The 12,721-nt window shown below is 67.7% G+C and carries 8 protein-coding genes; 3 read left to right on the forward strand and 5 right to left on the reverse strand.

Annotated features, from left to right (window positions below):
- Positions 1–6: 6 nt before the first annotated feature.
- Both PGN23_RS18175 and PGN23_RS18180 read right to left on the reverse strand, forming a co-directional pair.
- Positions 7–2,220 (reverse strand): alpha-galactosidase, encoded by a 2,214-nt coding sequence (locus PGN23_RS18175; protein WP_335304506.1) that lies wholly within the window; start codon positions 2,218–2,220, stop codon positions 7–9.
- A 75-nt stretch (positions 2,221–2,295) separates the two neighbouring features.
- Positions 2,296–5,190: a TonB-dependent receptor gene (locus PGN23_RS18180; protein WP_335304507.1), complete on the reverse strand. Its 2,895-nt coding sequence runs from the start codon at positions 5,188–5,190 to the stop codon at positions 2,296–2,298.
- A gap of 224 nt (positions 5,191–5,414) precedes the next feature.
- On the opposite strand from PGN23_RS18180, the gene PGN23_RS18185 reads away from it, so the two are divergent.
- The 3 genes from PGN23_RS18185 (at position 5,415) to PGN23_RS18195 (ending at position 9,707) form a co-directional block, all read left to right on the forward strand.
- A complete protein-coding gene (locus PGN23_RS18185; protein WP_335304508.1) occupies positions 5,415–6,821 on the forward strand; it encodes a glycoside hydrolase family 27 protein in 1,407 nt (468 codons plus the stop codon).
- 161 nt (positions 6,822–6,982) lie between these two features.
- Positions 6,983–8,383 carry a glycoside hydrolase family 27 protein gene (locus PGN23_RS18190; protein WP_443019823.1) on the forward strand — a complete coding sequence of 467 codons (1,401 nt, stop codon included), beginning with the start codon at positions 6,983–6,985 and terminating at the stop codon, positions 8,381–8,383.
- Between the two features lie 247 nt (positions 8,384–8,630).
- Complete coding sequence (locus tag PGN23_RS18195; protein WP_335304510.1) at positions 8,631–9,707, forward strand: phosphotransferase; 1,077 nt, start codon at positions 8,631–8,633, stop codon at positions 9,705–9,707.
- 22 nt (positions 9,708–9,729) lie between these two features.
- Here PGN23_RS18195 and PGN23_RS18200 read toward each other — a convergent pair whose 3' ends face one another.
- From PGN23_RS18200 to PGN23_RS18210, 3 genes are all read right to left on the reverse strand, one after another.
- Positions 9,730–10,179, reverse strand: coding sequence for a nuclear transport factor 2 family protein (locus PGN23_RS18200; protein ID WP_335304511.1), 450 nt, complete (start codon positions 10,177–10,179; stop codon positions 9,730–9,732).
- Positions 10,176–11,423, reverse strand: coding sequence for a cytochrome P450 (locus PGN23_RS18205; RefSeq protein ID WP_335304512.1), 1,248 nt, complete (start codon positions 11,421–11,423; stop codon positions 10,176–10,178). Before PGN23_RS18205 ends, PGN23_RS18200 begins: the two co-directional genes overlap by 4 nt.
- A gap of 111 nt (positions 11,424–11,534) precedes the next feature.
- Positions 11,535–12,608 (reverse strand): phosphotransferase family protein, encoded by a 1,074-nt coding sequence (locus tag PGN23_RS18210; RefSeq protein WP_335304513.1) that lies wholly within the window; start codon positions 12,606–12,608, stop codon positions 11,535–11,537.
- Positions 12,609–12,721: the final 113 nt, after the last annotated feature.

Here is a 12,721-nt window from a genome sequence, read left to right on the forward strand (position 1 = left end):
CGGCGTCTATTCGAAGATGAGCGCCGCGCCCTTGAAGTCGCCGCGCAGCGGGATCGTCACGCCCTGCGACATCCACCGCGAGCCCAGCGCGCTTGCGGGTATGCCGTCCGGCAGCTTGCCGCCGCCCGCCAGGCGGACGGTGTAACGGCGGTCGGGATCGAGGCCGCGCAGCCTGATCGCCGGGACGTCGTCACGCGCCTGGTAATTCTGCAGCATGTGGAAGAGGACCGCCTGCCGCTTGTCGTCCGCGACGTACAGCGTGTCCACCGTGGGACCGCCGTCGCCGGGCCGGGCGAGGCGGTAGAGCGCGCCCGTCTGCACGGTTGCGCGGATCGTCTTGTAGTCGGCGATCATCCGGGTCGCGACGTCGAAGTCGGCGGCGCCCCATTTGTTGAGATTGTTGCCGACGCCCAGCCCACCCTGCATCGCCGACAGGAAGCGATACGAAAGGTCGACCGTCCGGCCGGTCGCCCAATTGGGAACGTCCGTCGTCCACGCCATCATGATCGCGGGCGTGAAGGCGTGGGTGAAGCCGTCCTGGATCGTAAGCCGGTCGAAGGCATCGGTGTTGTCGGACGTCCAGACCTGGTTCGTGTAGCGCAGGATGCCGAGGTCGACGCGACCGCCGCCGCTGGAGCAGCTCTCGATCTCGACCTTCGGGTGGCGCTTCTTGAGCTCGGCAAGGATGTAATAGAGGTTGCGCGTATAGTCGACGTACAGGCGCTGCTGGTCCGCCACCGGCTGTTCCGGCCAGCCGGGCTCGCTGAAGCTGCGATTATAGTCCCATTTCAGATACTGGATGTCGTTGGTCGTCAGAAGTTCGTCGAGCACCTTCAGGACGTGATCGCGCACGTCGGCGCGCGCCAGGTTGAGCGTCAGCTGGTTACGCGATTCCGTTCGCGGGCGCCCGGTGAAATTGATGACCCAGTCGGGGTGCGCGCGATAGAGGTCGCTGTCGGGATTCACCATCTCGGGTTCGACCCACAGGCCGAATTCCATCCCGAGCTTGTGGACGCGATCGATCAGCGGGCCCAGGCCATTGGGGAATTTGGTGCGGCTGGGCGTCCAGTCGCCGAGGCCGGCGCGGTCGCTGTCGCGCTTGCCGAACCATCCGTCGTCCATCACGAACCGTTCCACGCCGATCCGCGCCGCCTTTTCCGCCAGCGCGATCTGCCCCGCCTCGTCGATGGCGAATTCGGTCGCCTCCCAGCTGTTGTACAGCACGGGGCGGACCTTGGGCCGGCCGTTGCCGGGCAGGATGCCGGCGATCTGGAAGCGATGCTGAAGCCGCGACGCACCGCCCATCCCGTCGTCCGAATAGCCGACGTAGAAGATCGGGGTTTCCAGCGTCTCGCCGGGACGCAGTTGCCATGAGAAGTCGTACGGGTTGTAGCCGCCGGCGATCCGGACCCGGCCGATCAGGTCGGTGCCGACGCTGATCCGCCACGATCCGCTCCAGCCGAGCGTGCCGAACCAGACGGGGCCATGTTCCTCGTCGCTGACGCCCTTCTGGTCGATGGCGAACCAGGGCGACATATGGTTGCTGGTGCCGCCGCGGCGGCTTTCGAGCACCGCGAGCGCGGGACCGACGTCCTGCTGCGCGAAGCCGAACTCGGCCAGCTGCCGCCCGGCGAGATAGGACAGGCGATAGCCGGGCTGATAGGGCAGCGTCAGCGTCGCCGCCGCGATCTGGTCTATGCGGACCGGCGCCTTGCCGTCGTTGCGCGCCGTCGCCGAGCGGCCGACGATGCCGGTGGCGGGATCGACGGTGTAGCGGAGCGTGACCGTGAACGGCCGCGAGATGTCCGCCAGCTCGATCGTCAGCGTCTCGCCCGCGATGCGGTGCGAACGATATTTCAGAACCAGGTCGCGATTGCCGTCGGCGAAGGCCACCTTGATGCCCGGTTCGGTCACGATGCCGCCGCCCTGCCCGGCATATTCCTGCGCGGTCACCGAACTGGGCGGGTCCATCGCGCCGATGACGGGGGGTGCGGGCAGGGGCGGAAGCATGATCGGGGTCGCCGCATCGAGTGCCTTTCCCCAGTGCGCCGGGCGCAGATAGCCCTGCTCGTCGACCGCGATGTCATATTCGGTGTCGCCGCCGGTCAGCCGGAAGACGCGCGACGCGGGGTCGTACCGGACCTCGCCCGCCGCGGGTGACGTCACGACCGATGCGAGGATTCCGGCCGACGACAGGGCGATCATCTTGCAGCGGGACATGGGCGGTCGCCTCGTTCGGTCATGATGGAAGAAAAAGTCCTCCCCGGCGGGTGCCGGAGAGGAGCAGGGGAGAGATCAGAAGCGTCCGCGAATGCCGAACAGATACCGGCTTCCGGTATTTTGCAGCAGCAGGAACCGCTCCTCCAGGTCGGAATAGTCGCGAACATAGGCGCTCGTCAGGTTCACGCCCTGGACATAGACCTGGATCGCAGGCGTCACGTCGTAGGCGATGCTCGCATCGAACTGACCGTAGGAGGCGCGGTTCTCGGGGCGCGATGCGGCGCCGAAGCAAGCCCGCAGGAAGGACGAGCGCCAATTGTACGAGGCGCGCGCCTGGATACCGAACTTCTCGTAGAAGATGCTGCCGTTGGCCGAGTGCGGCGAGAGGCCGTTATAGCCGCAGCCGGCATTGCTGGCGGAGCCCGATCCCCGGTCGACGTTGCTGGAGACATAGGTGTAGTTGCCGGCGACGCCCAGGCCGGACAGCACGCCGGGCAGCCGGTCCAGCGTGTACTGGCCGCCGATCTCGACGCCCAGGATCGAACCCGACTGGCCGTTGCGGGTACGGGTATCCTGGAACTGGAGCCCGGTGAGGTTGGCCGGCAGGGTCACGCCGGCGAGTGGCGCGGTCAGCGTCTGCGTCTCGAGGAAGTCGCGGAACTGCTTGTAGAAGCCGCTGACGCTCAGATAGCTGACATCGCTCAGGTAATATTCCAGCGACAGGTCGTAGTTGGTGGACCGGAACGGCCGCAGCAACGGATTGCCGCCGCCCGACGTCGCGTTGGTGACGCGGCCCGAATAGAAATTGTCGGTGCCGAGCGACGTCAGCGTCGGCCGGGTCAGCGTCTGCGACACCGCGCCGCGGAGGATCACGTTCCGCTCGATGTCATACTTGATGTTCGCCGAGGGCAGGATGTTGGTGTAGCTGTTGCGGATCTCGACCGGCTGCGGCGCGCTCAGCGTGAAGACCAGGTTGTCGTCGCCGGCGTTCCGGGCGATCGCGAGCACCGTCTGCCCGAAACCGCGCGACACCAGCTTCGTGTCGACCAGGCGTGCGCCCACGTTGGCCGTCCAGTTGTCGCCGCCGAACTCCGCCGTGACATAGCCGGCCGCCACCTTCTCGGTCACGTCGAGCCGCTGGCCCGGTCGGTCACGCAGGCCGTAGGGGCCGCCCTGCAACGCCAGCACCCGTGCGGCCTCGGCCTGCTGCTCCGCCGCGGTGCGACCCTGGCGCGGCGTGGCCAGTACCGAGGGTTGCGAGATATAGGCGAAGACGTCCGCCGGGTCGAAGGTGAAGAAGTTGGTGGGCACGTTCTCGCGACCCGACGCCTTGTTCAGGAATCCGTCGAGCGTGTACGGGGTCACCAGGCGCGACGGGATCGGCACCTCGTAGCCGCAATAGGTGCAGACCGTATCCTCGTTGTTGGCCAGCGTCCGGGTCTTCTGCCGCTTGTTGTAGGCCATGCCGAAGAGGATCTTGCGGAAGACGCCGTCGTCGGCCTTCCACGCGCCATCGATGTGAAACTCGGTTCCCTTGTCGCGCACCCGCACGAATTCGTTCAGGCCGTAATGCGCGCGCAGCAGGCTGGCATCGGTGATCGGGCCCAGATTGGACGCGGTCGGCAGGTCGTTTTCCGGCGTCAGATCGAACCGCGGCGCGGTCTGCGCCAGCGATCCGACGACGAGGAACTGGCGCGGCCGGTTGCTGATCGCCTTGGTGGTCGACGCGTCGAACTTCATCGTCAGCCGGTCCGACAGATCGACCGCGACGTTGGCGCCGAACTGATAGCTTTCCGTGAGGCGCTTGGACGGCGTGACGATGTTGTCGTTCTGCGAGGCCGTCACCTGCCGCTGGCCCAGCGCCGGATCGTTGAGCGCGGGATTGGCCGAGACGAAATTCGTGCCCGGCCGGTTGAAGCCGATGACCGTGTTGTTGGCGTTGGTGGTCAGGCCGATGAAGGGCTCGGTGTAGAAGATGCCGAAGAAGCGGTTGACGTTCTCGACGTTGAACTTGGAATAGATGCCGTCGATGGTCAGCAGCGCGGCATCGTTCAGCTGCGCCTGCACCGCACCGGACAGGTTCAGGCGTTCGCGACGCTGCGTCTCGCGATTGTAGTTCAGGTTGCGCGGCGTGTTGAAGACGGTCTCGTCGCCCGCCGGGCTGAGCGCGTCGGGGGTAAGGCCGGTCGCGGTCGGCGACGCGTTGATGCGGTTCTGCGGCCCCTGGATCCAGCCGTTGAGATCGACGAAGTCGCGCTGGCTGCGCCGGTCGGTGTAGGAGGCCGCGAGCACCGCCCCGAGCGTCTTGTCGTCATTGGCCCAGCTGACGACGCCGGAGACATCCGGGCTCAGCTTCTTCGCAAGGCCGTCATAGATGCCGCCGGCCGCAGCCGCGACGTGAAGGCCGGACTTGCCGTCCAGAGGACGGGCGGTGACGACGTTCACGGTGGCACCGATGCCGCCTTCCTGAAGCTGCGGCAGCGAGGATTTGTAGACGTCGGTCCGCTGGATCATGTTCGACGACAGCACGTCGAAGGAGAATTCGCGGCCGTCATTGTCGGTCGCCATGATCCGGCCGTTGACCAGAACCGTGTTGAACTCCGGTCCCAGGCCGCGGACGGTGATGAACTGACCCTCGCCGCCCGATCGATCGATCGCGACGCCGGTGATCCGCTGCAGCGATTCGGCGACGTTGTTGTCGGGGAACTTGCCGGTGTCCTCGGCGGAGATCGAGTCGACGATGTTGTCGGCGTTCCTCTTCGTGGCGACAGAGCTGCGCAGGCTGGCCCGGATGCCGGTGACGACGATGTCCGCCTCCCCGGGCGCGGCCTCCGACGGACCGCGCGGCTGTTCCGGCGTGTCCGCCCGCGGCGTGCCCGTCTCCGCCACCGCATTGGCATTGGATTGCGCGCTCGCCGGCGCCGCGGCCAACGCCATCATCGTCACGCCGCACAGCAAAAGTGCCTTCATCGCTGATCCCCTTCCCTGACGGCCAGCCGTAAACCTCTGGTCCGCTCCCGGCGCCTTATATGCCGGTCAACATCGAAATCAATAGTCAGACAAGATAAATGTAACTCTCCCCCAACCTGTCGCAAACCTGTCACGACACCTCGCTCTAGCGACCTGCCTGTTTTCCCTTGTCGACGTATGTTTTTTGTCAGACATTGATGCGAACGAGAAGACGGGAGGATGTGATGACGGACAAGACGATCAACCGGCGTGACGCGCTGCGGGGGGCGGCGATCGCCGGGGCGGCGGTGGCGGGATCGCTCGCGATTCCCGCATCCGCCGCCCGCGCCGCGCCGCGACCGTCGAGCGATCAGGCGGAGACGGCGGCGCGTGCCGGCAATCTGCTGGCACCGCGTCCGCCGATGGGGTGGAACAGCTGGAACAGCTTCGCCACCACCATCACTGAGGCGCAGGCCCGCGAGACGGCCGCGATCATGCGGGACAAGCTGCTGCCGTTCGGATACGACGTCTTCACCGTCGACATCCAATGGTATGAGCCCAAGGCGTCGAGCTACGAATACAACACCGCCCCGATCCCCGCCATGGACGGCTACGGCCGCCTGATCCCCGCGCCCAATCGTTTTCCCTCCAGCGCGGACGGGTCCGGCTTCACCAGGCTGGCCGCCGACGTCCACGCGATGGGGATGAAGTTCGGCATCCACCTGATGCGGGGCATCCCGCGTCTCGCGGTGAAGAAGAACCTGCCGGTGCTGGGCACGCGCTACCGCGCGCAGGACATCGCCGATACGACCAGCATCTGTTCGTGGAACCCCGACATGTACGGGGTGGACATGAGCAAGCCGGGTGCGCAAGCCTATTACGACAGCGTCTTCAAGCTCTACGCCGACTGGGGCGTCGACTTCGTCAAGATGGACGACATGAGCCGCCCGTATGACGCCCATGCGCCCGAGATCGAGGGGGCGCACAAGGCGATCGTCAACACCGGCCGGCCGATGGTGCTCAGCCTGTCGCCGGGCGAGACGCCGGTCATTCGCGGCGACCACGTCCGCGAATATGCGCAGATGTGGCGGATTTCCGACGATTTCTGGGATGACTGGGCGATGCTCGAGGCGCAATTCGTCCGGCTGGAGAACTGGAACCCGTGGCGCCGCCCCGGTGCGTGGCCGGACGCCGACATGCTGCCGCTGGGCCGCCTCGCGCTGGGCGAGCGCGACACGAAGTTCACCCCCGACGAGCAGCGGACCGTGATGACCCTGTGGTCGATCGCGCGTTCGCCCCTCATCATGGGCGGCGACCTGCGCTATCTCGACGCGCCGACGCTCGCGCTGCTGACCAACCGCGCGGTGCTGGCGGTCAATCAGGCGTCGACGGACAACAAGCCCCACTTCCTCGAGGACGGCACGCGGATCTGGTCCGCCCGGCCGGAGGATGCGCCCGGCGATCGCTACGTCGCGCTGTTCAACACGTCGAAGGCTGCGAAGGAGGTGGGCATCCCGCTCCAGACGCTCGGCATCAGCGGTTCCGTTCAGGCGACCGACCTGTGGTCGGGCGCTCGGCTGCCGCGCGTCGACACGCGGCTGGTCCAGACCCTTCCGCCCCACGGATCCGCCCTGATCCGCCTGCAGGCATGATGCGTCCGTCGGGCGGCACGACGGGCAGATGCCCGCACCGGCATGGTCGGCACCGGCGGGCGTCGCGCCACGCACGGCCCGACTGACCGGCACGGGCCATCGGGCCGGACTGCGCTGCGCGGCGCCGGTGGACGGCATGGAAGGAAGACGGGAGGGACATGATGGAGAACGACGCATCGCCGGCGGTCAGCCGGCGCAGCGTGCTGCTGGGCGCGGCCGCCGGTGCCGCGTCCGCCGCGGCGGCGCGTGCCGGCGCCGCGGCGGCATCGTCCGAGCCGGCACTCGCGCTGCGCCCGCCGATGGGGTGGAACAGCTGGAACAGCTTCGCCACCACGATCAACGAAGCGCAGGCGCTCGAGACGGCGCACATCATGGCGGCCAGGCTGCTGCCGTTCGGCTACGACATCTTCACGATCGACATCCAGTGGTACGAGCCGTCGGCGTCGAGCTACGACTATAGCGCGACGCCGGTGCCGACGCTGGACCGGCATGGGCGGCTGCTGCCCGCGCCCAATCGCTTTCCCTCCAGCGCCCGCGGGGCGGGCTTCGCGCCGCTGACGGACAAGATCCACGCGCTGGGCCTGAAGTTCGGCCTGCACCTGATGCGCGGCATTCCGCGGCTGGCGGTGGAGCGGAACCTGCCGATCGAGGGCACGCCCTATCGCGCCGCCGACATCGCCGACCGCGACAACCCCTGCCACTGGAACCCCGACATGTGGGGCGTCGACATGACGAAGCCCGGGGCGCAGGCCTATTACGACAGCGTGTTCCGCCTGTATGCGTCCTGGGGGCTCGACTTCATCAAGATCGACGACATGAGCTACCCCTACGATACCCGTGCCGCGGAGATCGAGGCGGTGCACGCCGCGATCGCCCGATGCGGCCGGCCGATCATCCTCAGCCTGTCGCCGGGCGAAACACCGCTGCTGCAGGGCGACCATGTGTCGCGCCACGCGCAGATGTGGCGGATCGCGGACGATCTGTGGGACGAATGGCCGATGCTGGAGGCGCAGTTCGCCCGGCTGGAGAATTGGACGCCCTATCGCCGGCCCGGGGCGTGGCCCGACGCGGACATGCTCCCCCTGGGGCGGCTGGCCCTTGGGGAGCGCGACACGCGCTTTACGCCCGACGAGCAGCGCACGCTCATGACCCTCTGGGCGATCGCGCGCTCGCCGCTCATCATGGGGGGCGACCTGCGCCATCTCGACGCCCCGACGCTCGCCCTGCTGACGAACCGCGAGGTGCTGGCAGTCAATCAGGCGTCGACCGACAACCGCCCGCACGACGTGCAATGGGGGCTGCGGATCTGGTCGGCGCGCGCTTTGGGATCGGAGGATCGCTATGTTGCCCTGTTCCATCCGGGCGACAAGCTGAACCCGAAGCGCGAACCGCGCGAAGTAGCCATCGGCCTCGACCAGCTCGGCCTCACCGGCGCGGTGCGCGTGCGCGACCTGTGGTCGGGCCGCGACCTGGGACGTGCGGAGGGCAGGGTCGCGGCCACCTTGCCGGTACACGGCGCGGCGCTGTTTCGCGTTTCTCCCGAGGCGCGGGCCACGACCTGACGCGGCCTGCGCGTCGGGACGGATGACGGAGCCGGCCGGCGACCCCCGGCGCCGGGACACGCCGCACGGCAGTCGCGATCGCGCCCGCGGTCGTGTTTCGACCATGGAGCGTCCGCCGGGTTTGTACGGATCGATAGCCAATGGCGATAAGTGGCCGGGCAATGCCGATTGGACCCGCCGCCGCCGCGCGTTAGCTTTGCGTCATGGACGGGCCCGGACGATGGCGCGCCGGAGAGGAACCACGGGCATGACCCGGATCGCTGCCGCACTGCCGCGCCCGGATACCGTGACGCCGGAATGGCTCGCCGCGCGGCTCGGGCCCGGCGTGACGATCACGGCTCTGGCGATGCAGCCGGTCGGAACCGGCCAGCTGGGCGACACCGCCCGCTTCACCCCGACCTACGCGCCCGGTTCCGCCCCGGCCCCGGCGACGATCATCGGCAAGTTCGCCGCCGCCGATCCCGACAGCCGCGCGGTCGCGGCCGCCTGGCGATTGTACGAACGCGAGGTCGGCTTCTACCGCCACCTCGCCGCCGATGCCGCGATCGCCACCCCACGCTGCTACGGTGCGGCGTTCGACGCCGGGACCGACGCCTTCGTGCTGCTGCTGGAGGATTGCGCCCCGGCGACACCCGGGGATCAGTTCGCCGGCGTGTCCCCGGACGCGGCACTGCGCGTCATGCGAGAGGCGGCGCGCCTGCACGCCGCGTTCTGGGATCGCGGCGATGACCCGGCGTTGCAATGGCTGGATACCGGACCACTGGCGCAGCCCTTCTACGAGGCCGGCGTGCTGCGCGGCGCCTGGCCCGCGTTCCGCGACCGCTATGCCGACCGGCTGACCGACGACATGGTGTGGGTATGCGACGGACTGGCCGAGCGCTACGAACGGTACGGCGCGCCGCTCGATCGCCCGCGCTGCCTGACGCACAACGATTATCGCCCGGACAACATGCTGTTCGGCGCCGACGGCGGCGTTCGCGTGGTCGACTGGCAGTCCGCGGCGCTGGGCCATAATGCGGTCGATGTCGCCTATATGATCGGCGGCGCCTTCACCCCGCCGGATCGTCGCGCCGCGGAAGGTGGCCTGCTGGACACCTATCTCGACGAACTCCGGCGCGGCGGCGTGACGGGCTACGGCCGCGCCGAACTCGACGAGGATTATCGCCACTTCTCCTTCGCCGGGATCAACGTCGCGGTGGGCGCCGCTATGATGGTCAAGCGCACCGAGCGCGGCGACCGCATGTTCCTGACCATGCTCGACCGCCACGTCGCCCATGTCCTCGACACCGGCGCGATGGCGATCCTGCAGGCACCACCGCCCTGACGACGTCACGCCGCGCAGGAGGTCAGTCCGCGCGTCCCAGGGCGCCGACGCGCTCGCCCGCATCGCCGCCCACCGTCGTCCAGGCCGTGCCCGGCGCCCGCCCGGCGAGGAAATCGATCGTCGCTGCGGTGTCGAAGCTCTCGGCGACGTGAGAAATGCCCGCCGGCCCGCTTCGCACGAACAAGGTATATTCGTTCTCGTACCAGTCCGCGGCGAAGTGGGACCAGGCGCGGTAGGTGAACCGCACCGCGCTCGTCGCGTCGTCCCCCGCCTCGTCGAGGATCGTCACGACGCAATCGGGGCGATGATGCTCGGTCCATACCTGCCGGTTGAAGGCGCTGACCGCATCGCGCCCCTCCAGTGGCGGCACCCCCAGCGAAGCGGAGATGCGCCACCGGACGTCCGGCGCATAGAGCGCACGCATCGCCGCCACGTCGCCGAAGCGCTCGGCCAGCTTCCGCGCGGGCGTCATCCCCGACCGGCCCGGTAGCGGATCGGCAGCGACGTGAGCCCGGAGACGAAGCTCGCTTCGACCCATTTCGGCTCTCCCGCCAGCTGGAAGTCGTCGATCCGCGCCAGCATTTCCGCGAAGAGGATGCGGATTTCCAGCTTCGCCAGCGCATTGCCCAGGCAGGTGTGCGGACCATAGCCGAACGCCAGATGCTTTCGCGCATCGGGGCGATCGACCCGGAACTCGAACGGCCGATCGAACACCGCCGCGTCGCGATTGGCGGAGGGGTAGCACATCATCAGATTGTCACCCGCCCGCACCCGCTGCCCCCCGACCTCGCAGTCGGACACCGCGGTACGGAAGAAGTGCTTCACCGGCGTGGTCCAGCGAATGAATTCGTCGACGGCCTTGCCGATCAGCGACGGGTCCGCCCGCAGTTTGGCCATTTCCGCCGGGTTCTGAATCAAGGCGAGAAGCCCGCCCGAAATCGATGAGCTGGTCGTATCATGCCCCGCGGCCGCGACGATCAGGTAGTAAGCGTTGCGCTCCGCCTCGCCGATTGGCGCGCCGTCTATCGTCGCGGTGGCGAGGATCGTCGCGACATCGTTGCGCGGGGAGGCGCGACGATCGGCGGTGATCCCGGTGAAATAGGCGTTGAACGCGTTGAAGGCGTCGACCATTCCGGCCATCCCCTCGACACCGCCGACCGCCCCGAACAGCTTCTGCGACAATTGCAGCATCAGCGGCTCGTCCTCGCGCGGGACGCCCAGCACGATCATGATCGTCCGCAGCGGGAACCACGCCGTGACATCCGCCGCGAAGTCGCACGCGCCGCCCATGTCGATCATCCTGTCGACCGTCTCGCGCGCCAGGGCGGCGATCTCGTCCTCCAGGCTCTTGAGGCTCTTGGCCCCGAACCATGCCGAGGTGAGCGCGCGATAGGCACGATGTTTCGGGTCGTCCATCGCGACCAGATTGTCGGCGAACTTGCGGCTGCCGGTCTGCTCGAACAGCAGGTCCTCGTCCGCCGCCGTCACCAGAAACTGGCGCGGGTCGTTGAGGAACCTCTTCGCGTCGATTTCGACCGCCATGATATCGGCGTGACGCGTCACCGCCCAAAACGGTCGGTAGCGGTCCGGCGCCGTCCAGTGCACCGGGTCGTTCTCGCGCAGCCAGCTGAACGCGCGGTGGTAGCTGTGCTCATCGCCATAGGTCTTGGGATCGACGATGACCTCGTCGATGTTATCGGAAAGCGTTTGATCCACGACTTTCTCCTCTCCATCGGCGATCCTGCGCAGCCACCGGCGACGCGTCCAATCGGGTTTGCGCGGATATTCATCGACGTTGCCGATCGTTCGGCGCGATCGAGATGGCGATCAGTCGATCGCCGCGATTGAATCCCAGTCGATCGCGGCGGCGAGATTGCGGCGCAGCAGCGTGAGCAGCAACGCATCGAGCGGCGGCGACAGCGTGAGTAGCCCGTAGGCCGCGATCGTCGTCATCAACCCGCTGAGCAGCTGAATCCGATAGTCGCGCGTGACATCCGTCAGCGGATAGCCGTCACCGAAGGTCGCCACATAATAGGCCAGCAGGTCGCGTTCGTGCGCGCGCCGGTCCGCTTCGGTGACGCTGCCCGACATGAAATAGCCGACGTCATGCATCGGGTTGCGCCAGCCGGTCAGCTGCCAGTCGATCAACACCGCCTGCACCTCGCCGGCGTTGCGATCGAGGAACAGGATATTGTCGACGCGCGGGTCGCCATGCGTCAGCGTTCCGTGGTGCATCGGCAGGCGGTACCATCGCGGTGCCGCCGCCACCGCCGCCTCGACGGTCGCCATTTCCCGCTCATTCAGGCGCGCCGCGACATGCTCGCGAATGATCGGCAAGGCGCGCTCGATCGCGGCGATCCAGTAATCGGCGGTCGCCGCCATGCTCATCGACCATTCGGGGGCATCGGCTTCCTTCATCGGGAAGTACCGCCGATGCAGCCGCGCCAGCTCGGCCACCACCGCACGCGCGTCCGCGGGACTGCAGCCCGCGATCTGATCGCCCGCGCGCGAGGTGCGCGACAGATCCTCCATGACGAGGTTGATGTTGTCGTGTCCGCCCGCGACCCAGTGCAGCCGCGGGGTGCGGCAGGCCTGCGCGGCCAGCGGATAGCTTCCCGTTTCACGAAAGTAGGAGCCGCTGCTGATTCCGTGCGCGTGCGCGACCTCCCCTGAGCAGCGGAACTTGCACACCACCGATGCCGGCGCCTCGCCCGCGGCGGCGTGGGTCAGGTCGATCCGTACGGTGTCGCTGACGTTCCCGTTGCCGATCGGCGTCACCACGAAGTCCGTCACCGACGCGGTCGCGTAGCCCGCCTGTCGCAGCACCGCGGTCAACCATGCGGCATCGATCTCGTCGAGACGGTCCAGCAGGCGTGGCGTGCCCAGCGCGATCTCGTTCATACACCTCTCCCGTCGTCGCCCCGGCGAGCGATCTGGTCGTTGAGTGACACACGTCCATGGCAGCCACCAATCGGATAGACCTGCGCATTGATCGGTGGAGGCGATGAGCGGGC

Source organism: Sphingomonas adhaesiva, assembly GCF_036946125.1.
Taxonomy (GTDB): Bacteria; Pseudomonadota; Alphaproteobacteria; order Sphingomonadales; family Sphingomonadaceae; genus Sphingomonas; species Sphingomonas adhaesiva_A.